The sequence below is a fragment of the Pseudomonas sp. B21-023 genome (genome assembly GCF_024749165.1).
Classification (GTDB): domain Bacteria; phylum Pseudomonadota; class Gammaproteobacteria; order Pseudomonadales; family Pseudomonadaceae; genus Aquipseudomonas.
In genome coordinates this window covers 5054685-5071079 of record NZ_CP087190.1, presented here as the reverse complement: position 1 = coordinate 5071079, position 16395 = coordinate 5054685, and the positions used below count along the sequence as shown (strand labels likewise).

The following is a 16395-nucleotide window of genomic DNA, read 5'->3' as shown; positions in this document are numbered from 1 at the left end:
CCGCGATGTTCAACGACCTGGGTCGACTGGGCAAGTATCTGGGGCAGGCCGCCCGCCTGATGGTCGGCATGCCCGATTACGACAACTATGTCGAGCACATGCAGACCAAGCACCCGGACAAGCCGGTGATGAGCTACGAGGCGTTCTTCCGCGAGCGCCAGGAAGCGCGTTATGGTGGCAAGTCCGGGCCCAAGTGCTGTTGAACCCGCGACACGCATGAACCAGTGGGAGCCCGGGCAACCGGGCTCCCACTTTCATTTTCAGCTGCAGGAGACAACCGCGTGCAAACGCCGATTCCCGTTACCGTGCTGACCGGCTTTCTCGGCGCCGGCAAGACCACCCTGCTCAAACATATGCTCAAGGCCGAGCACGGCCTGAGGCTCGCCGTGATCGAGAACGAGTTCAGCGAGGCAGGCATCGACAGCCAACTGCTGGGCGATGAACCGGTGCAGGTGATGACCCTGGCCAACGGCTGTGTGTGCTGCAGCATCCATGGCGACCTGACCCGTGCCCTGTACCTGCTGCTCGAACGCCTGGACGCCGGCGAGATCGCCTTCGATCGCCTGGTGATCGAGTGCACGGGTCTCGCCGACCCTGCACCCGTGGCACAGACCTTCTTCATCGACGAAGAGCTGCGCGAGCGCTATATCCTCGATGGCATCATCACCCTGGTCGACACCGCCCACGCCGAACTGCACCTGACCCAGGCCATCGCCCAGGCCCAGGTCGGCTTTGCCGACCGCCTGCTGCTGAGCAAGACCGATCTGGTCGAGCCGCAGGTGGTCGATGCCCTGCGCGAGCGCCTGGCGCGCATCAATGGCCGGGCGGCGATCCGCGTGGTCGAGCATGGGCGTATCGACTTGGCCGAGCTGCTCGATGTGCGGGGGTTCAACCTCAACCCGGACCTGGGCATCAGCCCCGGGCCCAGCTTGCGCCCGGTCCTCAAACCCGCCACCCCGGATCGCATTTCGACGCTGGTGCTGCGCACCGAAACGCCGTTGGATATCGATCGGCTCAGCGACTTCATGAACGAGCTGCTGGAGGAGCACGGCAAACAGCTGTTGCGCTACAAGGGCGTGTTGAATATCGCGGGTGAAGATCGCCGTTTGGTGTTCCAGGGAGTGCTGAAGCTGTACGGCTTCGACTGGGACGCCGAGTGGAAGGAAGGCGAGCTGCGGGAAAGTGTCATGGTGTTCATCGGCGATGAACTGCCGGAGGAAAAGATTCGGGCAGGGTTTGAGGCCTTGAGTTAAAGGGGCAGAAGTATCTGATTTGCTCATGCCGCCTGATGGCGGCATTTTTTTCAAGCAGTGCCTAATTTGGCTATTGATGCAATTTATCAAGAATATTCAGCCTGCAAGAAACGATGGCGTTCAGGGGCTGGCGCGAGTCGCCAACCAGGCGAGTGATGCCAATCCAACGCATAACATAACCAGCATAACGGCACTGGTGTCCAAGGTGCTGGATATCAAGTTCGCCAAAGCCGCCAGCAGTTGATGAACAAGAGCAATAAGTGCCATGGCGGGGGACGCAGCTCCCGTTGACTGCCTGCTAGCCAATGACAGGCTCACTGGGTATGCAATTCCCTGAGCTACAAGCATCAGGCAATAAGGAAGCCAGATCGCGTACGCCGCACCCTTCAACAGTGATGATGCAATAAGCATGATGAGTGCACCAAATAACAGCAAGGCACTCGAATATCGAAGCATCCGTATTTCATTATCACCGGTTGCAAGGTTACTGGCCAGACGGGTGCCGAGCAGATAGGCAATGCTGATTGGCCATCCCAACAGACCATATTCCCACATCGACCAATTGAAAGACTGCTGAAGAAGCAAGGGCGCTGTACTGCTAAATACGACGATGATGGAGTACCCCAAGCCTCCAGCCAGCACAGGTAGAATGAAGCGCGGTTGCACAATGAGCTTATGGAGGCTGGTGCTCTCACCTGCTCGATACGGAAGCCCCCTGTGGTGAGCCGTTACATTCAGCCCCTTCACTGTGGCCATTAGTACGCAAGGTATCGCGACGACAAGCATGGCCACCCGCCAGTTCGTGAGTGTGGCAATCATAGCCCCGATAAACTGGGAGGCTCCGAGGGAGAGTACGAAGCAAAGTGAAAGGCTGCTGTAGGCTCGTGTCAGATCCTTGCCATCATACTGCTCGACCATTAACGCGCGAGCTGCAACTGATATACCGCCCGCCAACGCTCCCTGAAGCAGGCGTAGGACAAGGAATGCCCAGTCACCTGGTGATACTGCGAGCAGTAATGTGCAGCAGCCGTAGAGGAGTAGCGTCCAGGTCAGCATACGGCTTGAACCGAGAGTGGCTCCCAACCGACCCCACAGCATTACGCATGTCCCCATTCCCACAAGAAACAGGCTCAGGCTGAGTGCGGCGAATTCATCTGTTGCATTCAGGTCATCAGCAATAGTTGGGAGCATGGGTAGGTAGAAGGTTATACCTGACTGGCACAACAGTACGGCTAAGCAACTGAAGTAGAGAATTCGCCGTTTGGTCATGGTTGAGTATTTAGTAATTGAAGTGGATTCCTGGCAGTAACCTGAACCTGTAAGCCGGAAAGATGCTTGGCATACGATGTCTGCCAATCCGTCTCGGACCGCTGAATCATGCTCCTGTAATTGGTGTATCGATTTCGAGCGACTGCCATGTCAAACACTTCCCGTAATGGTTTGGAGCAAGCAGTGTGCATTGGAGGGAAACTTAGGTATGTCCGAAGTCGGGTGTTTTGGTCGAGGTAGTTTTCCGAGGAGAATGTCAGAGATACCTTGGTGTATCGCGGAGGGTTAAACACTTACGTTCAAGGTTTGTAGGCGCAGACCTTCTTCATCGACGAAGAGCTGCGCGAGCGCTAGATCCTCGATGGCATATCAGCTTGGTCGACGCCGCCCGTGCCGAGCTGCACCTGAACCCTGGGCATTGCCCAAGTCCAGGTCGACTTCGCCGACCGCCTGCTGCTAAGCAAGACCGATCTAGTCGAGCCGGCTCGACTGGGACACCTAGTGGAAGGAAGGTGAGCTGCGGGAAAGCGTGATGGTGTTCAATGCCGATGAGCGGCCGGAAGAAAGGATTCGGTCTGGTTTCGAAGCTTTGAGCCACGCCTGATTGAGATACAGCCGACTGTTCGATGCCGCCGTAAGGCGGCATTTTTTTGGCCTCGTTTCAGCGATCAGGCCAGTCGAGGTGGCCGCTTGCAGGAGGTACTTTTTTTGGTACACTTGGCCGCGTCGGATCTAAAAATAAAGGTGCAGTTCTTCCGTAGTGCGTCGGGTAATGAGCCCGTGAGGGAGTGGCTAAAGGGCTTGGCACGTGAAGAACGCTATCTGATTGGCATGGAAATCAAGACCGTTCAGTTGGGATGGCCACTTGGCATGCCCTTGGTCAGAAAGCTGGAGCACGGGCTTTGGGAAATCCGTATCGACATGGGGCATGTCGTTGCCCGTGTACTGTTCACGATCATGGATGGCGTGATGTTCATGCTCCATGGATTCATCAAGAAAAGCCAGAAAACGCCTTCAGCAGATCTGGCTCTGGCCAGGCAACGCAAGGCCAGCTTACGGAGGTCAACTACATGAACCCGCATATCGGTTCGAACTTCGATGATTTTCTCGCCGAAGAGGGCATCCTCGAAGAGGTCACGGCGGCTGCGCTGAAACGGGTGATCGCCTGGCAACTGACGCAGGCGATGAAGCAGCAAAAGATCAGCAAGAAGGCCTTGGCCGAGCGTATGCACACCAGCCGGGCGGCGGTCGATCGAGCCTTGGATCAGACTGACGCTGGCATGACCTTGGCAACACTGGCCAGCGCAGCCAGGGCCTTGGGGCAGCGCGTGGAAATACGTCTCGTGCCGGATGTCGCACCAGCCCGATGAAGCACAAACATGAAAAAGCCCGGCACAAGGCCGGGCTTCTTCATTTCAGGCGTCTGCCAATCAGTTGCCGTACACCGGCAGCTTCTTGCAGATGGCCTTGACCTTTTCACGCACGGCGTCGATCACCGCTTCGTTGTTCAGGTCGGCCAGGATGTCGCAGATCCAGCCGGCCAGTTCGCGGCACTCGGCTTCCTTGAAGCCACGGGTGGTGACGGCTGGGGTGCCGAAACGCAGGCCCGAAGTGACGAACGGCGAACGTGGGTCGTTCGGCACCGAGTTCTTGTTGACGGTGATGAAGGCCTTGCCCAGGGCGGCGTCGGCGTCCTTACCGGAGATTTCCTGCTTGATCAGCGACAGCAGGAACAGGTGGTTCTCGGTGCCGCCGGAGACGACGTCGAAGCCACGCTCGATGAACACGCTGGCCATGGCCTGGGCGTTTTTCACGACCTGCTGCTGGTAGGCCTTGAACTCAGGCTGCAGGGCTTCCTTGAAGCAGATCGCCTTGGCGGCGATTACGTGCTCCAGCGGGCCGCCTTGGGCGCCCGGGAAGACGGCGGAGTTCAGCTTCTTCTCGATGTCGGCGTTGGCACGGGCCAGGATCAGGCCGCCACGTGGACCGCGCAGGGTCTTGTGGGTGGTGGTGGTGACCACGTCGGCGAACGGCACAGGGTTCGGGTATACGCCAGCGGCGACCAGGCCGGCCACGTGGGCCATGTCGACGAACAGGTAGGCGCCGACCTTGTCGGCGATTTCGCGGAAGCGTGGGAAATCCAGCACTTGCGAGTAGGCGGAGAAGCCGGCAACGATCATCTTCGGCTTGTGCTCGACAGCCAGGCGCTCGACTTCGTCGTAGTCGATCAGGCCGTTGGCGTCGATGCCGTACTGGATGGCGTTGTACAGCTTGCCCGAGGAGGAAACGCTGGCACCGTGGGTCAGGTGGCCGCCGTGGGCCAGGCTCATGCCCAGGATGGTGTCACCGGCCGACAGCAGGGCCAGGTAGACGGCGGCATTGGCCTGGGAACCGGCGTGCGGCTGGACGTTGGCGTAGTCGGCGCCGAACAGCTCCTTGGCGCGGTCGATGGCCAGCTGCTCGACGACGTCGACGTACTCGCAACCACCGTAGTAGCGCTTGCCTGGGTAGCCTTCGGCGTACTTGTTGGTCAGAACCGAACCCTGGGCCTCCATGACCGCCGGGCTGGTGTAGTTTTCCGAAGCGATCAGCTCGATATGCTCTTCCTGGCGCAGGGCTTCTTGCTGCATGGCTTCGAAGAGCTCGGCGTCGTACTTGGCAATGGTCAAATCACGGCTGAACATGGCGGTCCTCAAGGATCGGGCAGAATTGGGGGAGCATTCTAACCGATTGATTCGCCGCTGGCATATGAAGTGGCATCAAGTCGCGGACCAATGGGCTTCATGTTGCAGGCCGCGTGGCGACTGGGCTGGAGTTGACTTCTAGGTCCGGTTTTTTCCAGGCTCTTAAGAGGTCTGCGTGGGGGCGAAGGGCCCGCGCAGCGACTACTGGAACATGAACAACGTCTCGTTGCTGAACTGTGCCTCGAACTGGTTGGCCGGCATCGGCCGGCCGAACAGGTAGCCCTGCACCTCGTCGCAACCGTGCTCGCGCAGAAACTCCAGCTGCTCGTGGGTCTCAACCCCTTCGGCGATTACCGCGAGATTGAGGCTGTGGGCCATGGCAATGATCGCCCGGGCGATCTGCGCGTCCTGCTCGCCTTCGGGCAGGCCATCGACGAAGGTACGGTCGATCTTCAGTACGTCGATGGGGAACTGCTTGAGGTAGTTGAGCGACGAGTAGCCGGTGCCGAAGTCGTCGACCGCGATGCTCAGGCCCAGGTTCTTCAGGCTGTCGAGGATCTGCATGGCCTCGTTGACCTCGCGCATCAGGATGCTTTCGGTCAGTTCCAGCTCCAGGCACGCCGGCGGCAGCCCGGTTTCATCGAGGATGGTGGCGATGCGGGTGCCCAGCTGGCCGTCGGAGAACTGCCGGGCGGAAATGTTCACCGACACCTTGGGTACCCGCACTTTCTGCTGGTGCCAGGCCTTGAGCTGGCGGGAGGCCTCGCGCAGCACCCAGTCACCGACGTCGACCACCAGGCCCAGTTCCTCGATCACCGGGATGAAGTCGCCCGGCGGCACCAGGCCGCGGGTTGGGTGACGCCAGCGCAGCAGCGCCTCGGCACCGGTCAGGCGTTTGCCGTCGCCGCTGAACTGCGGCTGGTAATAGAGGATGAACTCGTTCTGCTCCAGGGCATGGCGCAGGTCGCTCTCCAGCTCCAGGCGCTCCAGGGCGCTGGCGTTCATGTCCGCCTGGTAGAACTGGAAGTTGTTCTTGCCGCGCTCCTTGGCGTGGTACATGGCCGTGTCGGCGTTCTTCATCAGCTGGCTGAGCTCGCTGCCATCCTGGGGGCTCAGGGCGATGCCGATACTGGCGGTGACGAAGAATTCGCGGTTTTCCAGGACGAAGGGAGTGACCAGCCCGTCGAGGATGTGCTCGGCGACATGGATGGCGCGGTTGAGCGCCTGCTCGCGGCTGGCCTTGGGCTGCAGCAGCAGGGTGAATTCGTCGCCGCCCATGCGCGCCACGGTGTCGTCGTCGTCGACGCAGGCCAGCAGGCGCTCGGCCATGTCCTTGAGCATGCGATCGCCCGCCGCATGGCCAAGGGAGTCGTTGATCGGCTTGAAGCGGTCGAGGTCGAGGAACATCAGCACTACCCAGGCCTTCTGCCGCTCGGCCTGTTGCAGGGCCGTGTACAGGCGGTCCTGGAACAACGTGCGGTTGGGCAGGTGGGTGAGGGCGTCGTAGTAGGCCAGACGGTGGATGCGCTGCTCGCTGGCCTTGCGTTCGCTGATGTCGGTGAAGAAGCACACATAGCTGGCCAGGTCGCCTTCATCGTCGAGCACCGCAGTGATGCCTACCCACGCCGGATAGTGCTCGCCGTTGCGCCGCTTCAGCCAGACCTCACCTTCCCAGCTGCCGCGCTGGCTCAGTTGCTTGAGCACGTAGCCTTGCTGGGCGTTCTGTTGCTGCTCGACGGTGAGCATGCCGGGGAGCTGGTCGAGCACCTCGGCCACGGCATAGCCGCTGACGCGGGTGAACGCTTCGTTAGCCTGGACGATATAGCCGGCCGGGTCGGTGATGAGGATCGCCGAGGTGGAGTGCTCGAACACGGTCGCGGCCATGCGCAGGTCTTTTTCGGCCCGGCGTTGCTGGCTGATGTCGCGGCCCACGCCGAGCACCCCCTCGAAGCGCTCGTGTTCGTCCCACACCAGCACCAGGCGCAGCTCGATGGGGATCTTGCGGCCGTCGGCGCGCAGGCAGTCGAACAGGAACAACTGCGTGGGCAGGGTGCTGCGTAACTGGGCCAATTGCGTGCTGTCGTCCAGCACCTGGCTGACGCGCTCGAGCAGGTTGTAGACACCGCTGAGCTGGGCCGGGTTGGCAATGATCGACTGCCAGCCGTTGGCGAAGATCCAGTCGGCCTGGTAGCCAAGCACCGCCTGCACCGAAGGGCTGACATAGTTGAGCTGCAGCTGGCTGTCGGTGGAGAAGATCACGTCGCTGATGCTCTCGGCGAGCATGCGGTAGCGCTGTTCGCTGTCGCGCAGGGACTCGCTGGCCTCGATCTGCACGGTGACATCCTTGCCCACGCCGATGATGCGCGTGACCAGGCCTTCACTGTCGCGGGTCAGCACCTGCTCGCGGATGTCGTAGCAACGCCAGCCGCCATCGCGGTGGCGGAAGCGCAGCTGGCAGTGCAGTGACTGGCCGTAGCCGGTGTCACGCTGCTGCTGGCGCAGGTCGCGGTAGTGCTCGGCGTCGCCGGGATGCAGGAGCATCTCCCAGAAGCGGTCGCCCATCTGCGCCAGTTCCGCGCGGTCGTAACCCAGGGTCTGGCCAAGGTGGCGGTTGCTGAAGATCATCCGCTGGCTGTCAACGTCCTGCACGTAGAGTTGGTCGGGCACGGTGCGTACCACGTCCGACCAGAAGCCCTCGCGTTCGAGCAGCGACAGCTCCACCTGCTTGCGGCTGGTGATGTCGCTGATACTCAGGATCACTGCCTGGTAGTCGCGACGCTGCTGTGGCAGGCGGGCCATCAGCCACAAGTGCAGTTCGCCGCCCAGCGGGGCCGGCAGGCGCACCTCCAGCTCGAGCTGCGGGCGCTCTTCGATCAACGCGTCGATCAACTGCATGCCGACACTGTCGCGGCCGTCGCCACTGCCATCGATCAGGCGCTGCCAGGCGCCTTCGTGGCAGTCGACGTTGAGCAGTTGGCGGGCCACCTGGTTGATCTCGGTGATCTTCAGCTCCGTGAGCAGCGAGCGGCGCAGCTTGGTGTCCAGGGCCAGGCTCTGCTTGAGCGCGGCGCGGTTGCGCAGGTGGTAGCGGTCGAGCTGCCCCGGCAGGCTCGAAAGATCGAGCACGCACAGGGCCACGCCGGTGCCCTCGAAAATTTCCTGGTAACGCCGGCGGTCTTCCTGCAAGGCGCGTTGGCGGCGGCGCATGTTGATCAGCGCCAGCACCGGCAGCAGTGCGCAGAACAGCACCAGCACGCATTTGCCGAGCAGCGCCGGCAGCAGCCTGTCGCGGGCCAGGCCGGCATCGAACAGGCCACGCAGTTGCCAGGTGCTGTTGTCGATGAAGGCAAGCATCACGCTTTGCAGAGGCTCTTCGCTGGTCTGCCGGTCCCCATGGCGCTCGATGACCGCGCCGCTGCGGCTGTTTTCCAGCAGCCACAAGGGATGGGTGGGGCCGTCAAGATGACGGGTCAGCTCCTGGTAGTAGTCGGGGCTCAGGCGCAGCAACCAGTAGCCGCGGTCTTGCTCGGTCGGCTGGCGCAGCAGCAGGTAGACCCGCTGATTGTCGGCATCGTTGCCATAGAAAAATGCACGGCCCTGGTTCAGTTGCAGCAGGTCGTCAATCAGCTGACGGTCGGGTGAGCCAGCGAGGGTGTCACTGCGCACCTGCCCGGTGGCGTCAAGCCAGGCCAGGTCGCGCAGGGCCGGCAGGCGGGCCTGCAAGGTGGCGAGCAGGCTTGGCAGGGCGGCAGGCGCCGGAGGTTTGACGTAGGGCTGGACCAGGTTCAACGATTGCTGGGCCTTCAGCGCCATGTTCAGGCTCAGGTGGTCGGCCAGTTCGGCGCTGGTGGCCAGGCTTTGCTGGCGCAGGTCGTCCTGGGTATGGCGGAACTGGGCGAACAGTTGCCATAGCAGCAGACCCAGCAGAACCAGGGCGAGCAGGGCCAAAGCCCCCTTGAGCGAGCCACGCAGGTGTGTGCCGGCCGTGGAATCGGCAGGACGCAGGGATGACGGTTGCGTGAGATTGGTCAAGCGTTGGGTCCTGCGATTGGGCTGACGATGGCAGGGGTTGCGTTCTCGCGGCATGCACGGCCCGTGCCGTGGTTGCTGGGCGCACTATAAGACGCATGCGGGAAGCCGACTAGCATGCCTTCAAATATGGCAAAGTGCCAGTCCGCATGTCCGATGCCGGGCGGCAGTTGGTCATGCCGGTTCGGCAAGTCCCTGCAACCTGTGCGAGAATGCCGCCCGCTTCATAGTCAACGCATCGGAGATGTACGGTTTTGGTTACCCACTATTCCACCAATGGCCTCGATTCCGCCTGCGGGCGTAGCAGTGAGACGCTGGTCAGCACTGCCGTGGCCGAGGACGTATCCTGCAAGACCTGCCAGCGCTCGCTGGCCAAGCCGGACGCGGCTGCCGCCAGTGCCAACAAGACGCCGTCGCTGGCCGAGTTGCGCAAATCGGCCAAGGCTGCCGCCGAGCCGGTCGCACAGGTTGCCGCTCAACCCACCGCCAAGCCCACTGCCGCGCCTGCCAAGGCCGTGAGCAAGCCGGCTGGCAAACCTGCCCGCAGTGGCGGCTTCAGCGTCAAGTCCGCCTGGGCCGCGCGCCTGGCCGGGCAATCGGACCGTTGCCGCCTGCCACGTGGCAAGGCCAGGCAGTCACACGTCTGAGCCCGCGCCAAGCCCGCCCCACCCGTGCCGGCGTGGGCGCGGGCTTGCCCCGCGAAGGCCGCCGAGCGGTCCCGCCATCTACCTCATCTGTGCAATGCCGCGACTTGGCGTAGAATGGCCCACTTTGTTCAATGACCCCGTAATCACATCCCCTGGCCAATACCGGGGCGCGTGTCTTTACCTATCTGATAGAGGGCTTGGTTTTGGCTCAATACGTCTACACCATGCATCGGCTGAGCAAGGTCGTGCCGCCGAAGCGGGAAATTCTCAAGAACATTTCCCTGTCGTTCTTCCCGGGCGCCAAGATCGGCGTGCTGGGCCTGAACGGCGCGGGTAAATCGACCCTGCTGCGGATCATGGCGGGCGTCGACAAGGAATTCGACGGCGAAGCCCGTCCGATGCCCGACATCAACGTCGGCTACCTGCCCCAGGAGCCGCAGCTGGACCCGAGCAAGACCGTGCGTGAAGTGGTCGAGGAAGCGGTCAGCGTGATCAAGGACGCCCAGGCTCGCCTGGATGAGGTCTACGCCGCCTACGCCGACCCGGATGCCGACTTCGACAAGCTGGCCGCCGAACAGGCCAAGCTCGAGGCCATCCTGCAGGCCGCCGACGGCCACAACCTCGAGCGCCAGCTGGACGTCGCCGCCGATGCCCTGCGCCTGCCAGCCTGGGAGGCGAAGATCGAGCACCTGTCCGGTGGCGAGAAGCGCCGCGTGGCCCTGTGCCGCCTGCTATTGTCGGCCCCCGACATGCTGCTGCTGGACGAACCGACCAACCACCTGGATGCCGACTCGGTAGCCTGGCTGGAGCGCTTCCTGCACGACTTCCCCGGCACCGTGGTGGCGATCACCCACGACCGTTACTTCCTCGACAACGTCGCCGGCTGGATCCTCGAGCTGGACCGCGGCGCCGGCATCCCGTACGAAGGCAACTATTCGGGCTGGCTGGAAGCCAAGTCGGACCGTCTGGCGCAGGAATCCAAGCAGCAGAGCGCCCACGAGAAGGCCATGAAAGAGGAACTGGAGTGGGTGCGCAAAGGCGCCAAGGCCCGTCAGTCCAAGTCAAAGGCCCGTCTGCAGCGCTTCGAAGAGATGCAGTCGCAGGAATTCCAGAAGCGCAGCGAGACCAACGAGATCTACATCCCGGCAGGTCCGCGCCTGGGCGACAAGGTCATCGAGTTCAAGAACGTCACCAAGGGCTACGGTGATCGCGTGCTGATCGACAACCTGTCGTTCGCCATGCCCAAGGGCGCCATCGTTGGCGTGATCGGTGGTAACGGTGCCGGTAAATCGACCCTGTTCCGCATGCTGATGGGCAAGGAGCAGCCGGACTCGGGCAGCATCGAGATCGGTGAAACCGTGCAGCTGGCCTGCGTCGACCAGAGCCGCGAGGACCTGGACGGCAGCAAGACCGTGTTCCAGCAGATCTCCGACGGCTCCGACCAGATCCGCATCGGCAGCTACGAGATCCCGTCTCGCACCTACGTCGGCCGCTTCAACTTCAAGGGCGGCGACCAGCAGAAGTTCGTCAAGGACCTCTCCGGTGGTGAGCGTGGCCGCCTGCACCTGGCCCTGACCTTGAAGGAGGGCGGCAACGTCCTGCTGCTCGACGAACCGTCCAACGACCTTGACGTCGAAACCCTGCGTTCGCTGGAGGAAGCCCTGCTGGACTTCCCGGGCGCCGCCATCGTGATTTCCCACGACCGTTGGTTCCTGGACCGTGTGGCCACTCACATCCTGGCGTACGAAGACGACTCCAGCGTGGTGTTCTTCGAAGGCAACTACACCGAGTACGAAGCCGATCGCAAGAAGCGCCTGGGCGATGCTGCTGCCCAGCCGCACCGTGTGCGTCACAAGAAACTGGCCCAGTAAGCCGGTTTTCGCTGCACAACGATGGGGCCCTCAGGGGCCCCATTTTTGTGCCCGGCGTACAGGCACTGGGATGGCTGGCGTGGGAGCGGGCTTGCCCCGCGGTTGCTGCGTTACAGGAAAGCAGGGAGCAAGTGCGCTTTCACGAGTACAGCGGAAAACTTGTATACAGTTATAGAAAACGCACCAATTAATTTCATAAAAACGACATTGCGCCCTGTTCCAGTGCGATTGGTTCTTGGTACATTCCCGAAAAAACCAAAAACAATCCCTCTCTTGGTGAGATGTCTACCATGATCGAATCTGTCGACGATTTCCTGGCCCGACTGCAACAACGCGACCCGGCCCAGCCCGAATTCCACCAGGCCGTTGAGGAGGTGCTGCGCAGCCTGTGGCCTTTCCTCGAAGCCAACCCTCACTACCTGCAGGCAGGCATTCTCGAACGCATGGTCGAACCCGAGCGCGCCGTGCTGTTTCGTGTGTCGTGGGTCGACGACCAGGGCAAGGTCCAGGTCAACCGCGGCTACCGCATCCAGATGAGCAGCGCCATCGGCCCATACAAGGGCGGCCTGCGCTTCCACCCGTCGGTCAACCTGGGCGTGCTCAAGTTCCTGGCCTTCGAGCAGGTGTTCAAGAACTCGCTGACCTCGCTGCCCATGGGGGGCGGCAAAGGCGGCTCGGACTTCGACCCGAAGGGCAAGAGCGACGCCGAAGTGATGCGCTTCTGTCAGGCGTTCATGAGCGAGCTGTACCGCCACATTGGCGCCGATCTGGATGTGCCGGCGGGTGACATCGGCGTCGGTGCCCGCGAGATCGGCTTCCTGTTCGGCCAGTACAAGCGCCTGGCCAACCAGTTCACTTCGGTGCTGACCGGCAAGGGCATGACCTATGGCGGCAGCCTGATCCGCCCGGAGGCCACCGGCTACGGCTGCGTGTACTTCGCCGAAGAGATGCTCAAGCGCCGCGACCAGCGCATCGACGGTCGCCGCGTGGCGATCTCAGGTTCCGGTAACGTCGCCCAGTACGCGGCGCGCAAGGTCATGGACCTGGGCGGCAAGGTGATCTCGCTGTCCGATTCCGAAGGCACGCTGTACGCCGAAGCCGGCCTGACCGACGCCCAGTGGGAGGCCGTGATGGAGCTGAAGAACGTCAAGCGCGGCCGCATCAGCGAGCTGGCCGAGCAGTTCGGCCTGGAGTTCCGCAAAGGCCAGGCGCCCTGGAACCTGGCGTGCGATATCGCGCTGCCGTGTGCGACGCAGAACGAACTGGGCGCCGAAGACGCACGTACCCTGTTGCGCAATGGCTGCATCTGCGTGGCCGAAGGGGCCAACATGCCGACCACCCTGGAGGCTGTGGATATCTTCATCGAAGCCGGCATCCTGTACGCGCCGGGCAAGGCGTCCAATGCCGGCGGCGTGGCCGTGTCTGGCCTGGAGATGTCGCAGAACGCCATGCGCCTGCTGTGGACGGCCGGGGAGGTGGACAGCAAGCTGCACCACATCATGCAGTCGATCCACCATGCGTGCGTGCACTATGGCGAAGAGGCCGATGGCAGCATCAACTACGTCAAGGGCGCCAACATCGCCGGCTTCGTCAAGGTAGCTGACGCGATGCTGGCCCAGGGCGTGGTCTGATTCGAGAACTTGGGGCCGCTTCGCGCCGAAAGGGGCGCGAAGCGGCCCCGGTGATTTCAGCACTCACCCAGAATGGCCAGCACTTCGATCATCTGGTCCCCCGCCGGCCTTCGCCACAACACTTCATCGCCTGGCCCGGCCCCCAGAAGCGCCCGCCCCAGCGGCGAGCCCCAGTTGACCAACCCTTGGGCGGCATCGGCCTGATCCTCGCCCACCAGTTGCACCTGATGCTCCTGGTCATGCTCATCGATGAACCGCACCAGGCTGCCGATCTGCACCTTCTCCGTGGACGTTGCAGCAGGTACCACCTGCGCGCTCTGTACCCGGGCGGTGAAATAGCGCAGGTCGCGCTCGGTATCGGCCAGCCGCTGCTTGTCGGCATCGCCCTCGGCCTGCAGCTCGGCGCGCAATGCATTGAGCACGGCCACTCGCTGCTGCAACTGTGCCAGGCCGTTGGCGGTGACGTAGTTGGGCTGATCGCTGACCAGGCGCTCGACCGGCTGGCTGGCCTGGGCGGCGGCCTGGTCTTCATTGACGAATGCTCGGCTCATGGTTGGCCTCCTTGTGCTGGAGACCATGGTGGCAGGCTGCGGGTTTCAATAGTTGTCCGTTTGCGACGTCAATTGCGGCGATAGGCGCGTGCGGCGCCTTGATCCTTCTCTTGCTGCCAGTCGCGGTCACGCTCGTCCCAATAGCGTTCGCGATACTCGCGCAGGTCTTCGTTGGACTGCATGGCGTGGCACTGGCGAAAGCCGTCGTCCCAGCCGCTTTCGTACTGGCGGTTGTGCAGGTAGCGGGGGACATCCTTGCGAAAGTCCCCGGCCATCAGCCCGGCGGCCTGGCGACCGCTGCTGCAACCGTCCTGAAAGCCGTCGGCGTAGGCGGGCGGGTAGCCCTGGTTGACCATCTGTTCATGGGTGGTTTCGCAACCCGCCAGCAGCAAGAAGCACAAGCCTAACCAGTACCGCGACATGACCACAGGACCCTCGGATTGATACCGCAAAGTCTAGGTCGGGAATTGTTGGCACGATGTCAAAACGCTGTCGAAGGATTGCACCGGGACTGGGACCGCAAAGCGGCCCAGGTGCTCAGTACTGATACCACTTCAACTCCAGCATCACCTCGTTCTGCGCCGTGGCCAGGTGGCTGAACTGTCGCGAGGCACTCAACCGCAAGCCCAGGTCGCGGCTGATCTCCCACTGCTGGTTCAGGCTCACGCTGCGCCGCACTTCGCCGTTGGTGAAAAAATCACCCTTTGCCTCAAGCGTCAGGTTGCCCAGCGGGTTGCGCCACAACAGTCCGCTATTGAACCCGGCGGCGGGCGAGATGAATTCGGCGAAGTCGTTGTGATGCTCGACCCGCACCGTGCCCAAGGCGAAGCCCAGCAGGTCGTCACCCAGTTGCCAGGTGCCGCCGGCGCCGCCGTTGACATGGCTGACCAGCACCTCGTCGTCATGCTTGCCCGGCACGCGTTCCAGGCCACCGGCGACCTGCCACGACCAGGGCTTGAGCAGTTCGTTGCGCGGTGTCAGCGAGCGGATGGTGGCCAGGTCCAGGCGTTGTACCTGCCAGTCGTTGCCCTCGTATTGGCGCAGCTTGAGTTGCAGGATCTCGATCTGCGCGCCGAGGGGGAAACTGTCCATGTTGTCGTTGAGGTCGTGGTACGCCATGCGCAGGCCATACTCGGCGTAGGCGCGGTCCTCGCGGGTCCCCACCCCCAGTTGCCAGGTGCGCGACTGGTGGCCGTCCTCCGGCAGGCCGGGCCGCTCGATCTGCAATGGCGGCGGCGGGTTGCGGTTGATCGCCCTGAGCAGTTCATAGCTGCGGCCGGCCTGGGCCGGATCACGTTCCTGGCCATTGGCGCGGTAGCGTTCCAGGCGATAGGCGGCATCCTGCACCAGCGCCTGGCGGTCGCGGGGCAGGGCGGTGAAAGAGGGGCTTTGCAACTGCGCGGTGTCGGCGCTGATGGCCAGCACCTGCTGCTTTTCTTCATGGTCCAGCGGCTCGGCACGGGCCAGCAGTTCACGCTCGCGGGACGGGCGGTAGCGCACGTCCGCCACCAGCCCGGACTGTTTCACCGCCTTCACGGTGTCGGTAGGGATGGCGGTCAGCGGGAACTGCGAGGTCAGGTCCAGGCTGGGGCGTGCCACCTGCAACAGCTCCAGCAGACGATAGGAGCAGTTCTCGTCGAAGAAGAAATAGTCGAACTTGATCTGCTTGAGTTCCCACACATGCTCGACCATGCGCCCGGTCTCTTCGGGCGTCAGGTCCAGCTGGTACTCCCACAGGTCGCGGTTTTCCAGGCTGCGGTACTCGGACAGCTTTTCCTGGTAGGGCATCATCGCGAACAGCCCGGGATAGCCGCCCATCAGGCCTTTCCAGGCATAGAGGATGCTGTTGTCGCTGCCCTCGATGTAGGCGCCGAAGTTGATCGCGTAGCTCAGCAGCGTGGTGTCGTCACGCTGGGTATTGGACTGGTCGATGCGCAGCAGCGTATGGCCGAACATCGACGACGGGCTGTTGAGATAGGCCGCCGGGAAGATCAGCGCCGCGCTGTGCGGGTCGATCGACTTGTACCAGGTATCGAATTCCTGGCAGGCCGGGCTCGGCAGATCGGTGAGGGCCAGTTGTTCGCGCAGCCAGCGGGTCCGCGCGGGGAACACGCACTGGGCGTGCTTGTCGCCCAGGCTGGCCGGGGCATACAGCGCGGCGACCGTGGCCTGCAGCTCCTGATCCGGGTGGTGCGCGCCATCCTCGGCGAGAAAGAAGCGCGGGTCGTCCACATAGCTGCGCCAACCACCAAGCTTGGCAGTCTCGTAGTGTCCGATGGCGATCCAGTATGGCGTGGCCGCCAACTGCTGGACGCGGGCCGGGTCAAGCTGTGGGGTGGCATGAAGCGGTGCGCTGACAATCAGCGCCAGGGAAGCGAGGCGTTTGAGCATGTCGGGCAACTACATCCTGATGATGCCGAAGGTGAAGCGCCAAACCCGCCCCGGTACCGGGGCGGGAGG

Annotated in this window: 13 protein-coding genes and 1 pseudogene; 8 read left to right on the top strand and 6 right to left on the bottom strand. The window is 62.7% G+C overall.

Going from position 1 to position 16395, the window contains the following annotated elements; translation table 11 throughout:
• The first annotated feature begins 5 nt into the window (after window positions 1-5).
• Together LOY42_RS22905 and yjiA are read left to right on the top strand one after the other, a co-directional pair.
• Window positions 6-203 carry a YbdD/YjiX family protein gene (locus LOY42_RS22905; RefSeq protein ID WP_008094130.1) on the top strand — a complete coding sequence of 66 codons (198 nt, stop codon included), beginning with the start codon at window positions 6-8 and terminating at the stop codon, window positions 201-203.
• A gap of 78 nt (window positions 204-281) precedes the next feature.
• A complete protein-coding gene (gene yjiA, locus LOY42_RS22900) occupies window positions 282-1253 on the top strand; it encodes a GTPase (RefSeq protein ID WP_258599413.1) in 972 nt (323 codons plus the stop codon).
• A gap of 120 nt (window positions 1254-1373) precedes the next feature.
• On the opposite strand, the gene LOY42_RS22895 is transcribed toward yjiA, so the two are convergent.
• Window positions 1374-2609, bottom strand: coding sequence for an MFS transporter (locus tag LOY42_RS22895; protein ID WP_258599411.1), 1236 nt, complete (start codon window positions 2607-2609; stop codon window positions 1374-1376).
• Window positions 2610-2834: 225 nt separating this feature from the next.
• Between LOY42_RS22895 and LOY42_RS22890 the strand changes: the two are divergent.
• From LOY42_RS22890 to LOY42_RS22880, 3 genes and pseudogenes are all read left to right on the top strand, one after another.
• A pseudogene (locus tag LOY42_RS22890) lies at window positions 2835-3029 on the top strand (GTP-binding protein); the annotation flags it as partial.
• A gap of 231 nt (window positions 3030-3260) precedes the next feature.
• Window positions 3261-3596, top strand: coding sequence for a type II toxin-antitoxin system RelE/ParE family toxin (locus LOY42_RS22885; RefSeq protein ID WP_371918150.1), 336 nt, complete (start codon window positions 3261-3263; stop codon window positions 3594-3596).
• Window positions 3593-3892, top strand: a complete 300-nt coding sequence (locus tag LOY42_RS22880; RefSeq protein WP_094010329.1) for a helix-turn-helix transcriptional regulator — start codon at window positions 3593-3595, stop codon at window positions 3890-3892. Before LOY42_RS22885 ends, LOY42_RS22880 begins: the two co-directional genes overlap by 4 nt.
• A 60-nt stretch (window positions 3893-3952) precedes the next feature.
• Here the strand turns inward: LOY42_RS22880 and glyA are convergent, their stop codons facing one another.
• Together glyA and LOY42_RS22870 are read right to left on the bottom strand one after the other, a co-directional pair.
• Window positions 3953-5206, bottom strand: coding sequence for a serine hydroxymethyltransferase (gene glyA / locus LOY42_RS22875; protein WP_094010328.1), 1254 nt, complete (start codon window positions 5204-5206; stop codon window positions 3953-3955).
• A 201-nt stretch (window positions 5207-5407) separates the two neighbouring features.
• On the bottom strand, window positions 5408-9238 hold the full coding sequence (locus LOY42_RS22870) for a GGDEF and EAL domain-containing protein (RefSeq protein ID WP_198755632.1): 3831 nt from the start codon (window positions 9236-9238) through the stop codon (window positions 5408-5410).
• A gap of 251 nt (window positions 9239-9489) precedes the next feature.
• Here LOY42_RS22870 and LOY42_RS22865 point away from each other — a divergent pair, with 251 nt between their 5' ends.
• From LOY42_RS22865 to gdhA, 3 genes are all read left to right on the top strand, one after another.
• On the top strand, window positions 9490-9882 hold the full coding sequence (locus LOY42_RS22865; protein ID WP_139668529.1) for a hypothetical protein: 393 nt from the start codon (window positions 9490-9492) through the stop codon (window positions 9880-9882).
• A gap of 203 nt (window positions 9883-10085) precedes the next feature.
• The gene (gene ettA, locus LOY42_RS22860; RefSeq protein ID WP_038707327.1) at window positions 10086-11753 is read left to right on the top strand and encodes an energy-dependent translational throttle protein EttA; all 1668 of its coding nucleotides are present in this window, start codon (window positions 10086-10088) and stop codon (window positions 11751-11753) included.
• Window positions 11754-12043: 290 nt separating this feature from the next.
• On the top strand, window positions 12044-13384 hold the full coding sequence (gene gdhA, locus LOY42_RS22855; protein ID WP_139668531.1) for an NADP-specific glutamate dehydrogenase: 1341 nt from the start codon (window positions 12044-12046) through the stop codon (window positions 13382-13384).
• A gap of 56 nt (window positions 13385-13440) precedes the next feature.
• Here the strand turns inward: gdhA and LOY42_RS22850 are convergent, their stop codons facing one another.
• The 3 genes from LOY42_RS22850 to LOY42_RS22840 all read right to left on the bottom strand — a co-directional run bounded on the left by LOY42_RS22850 (window position 13441) and on the right by LOY42_RS22840 (window position 16326).
• Window positions 13441-13935 carry a GreA/GreB family elongation factor gene (locus LOY42_RS22850; RefSeq protein WP_198755549.1) on the bottom strand — a complete coding sequence of 165 codons (495 nt, stop codon included), beginning with the start codon at window positions 13933-13935 and terminating at the stop codon, window positions 13441-13443.
• 68 nt (window positions 13936-14003) lie between these two features.
• The gene (locus LOY42_RS22845; RefSeq protein ID WP_102683867.1) at window positions 14004-14357 is read right to left on the bottom strand and encodes a hypothetical protein; all 354 of its coding nucleotides are present in this window, start codon (window positions 14355-14357) and stop codon (window positions 14004-14006) included.
• Window positions 14358-14472: 115 nt separating this feature from the next.
• Window positions 14473-16326, bottom strand: coding sequence for a DUF4105 domain-containing protein (locus tag LOY42_RS22840; protein WP_139668534.1), 1854 nt, complete (start codon window positions 16324-16326; stop codon window positions 14473-14475).
• Window positions 16327-16395: the final 69 nt, after the last annotated feature.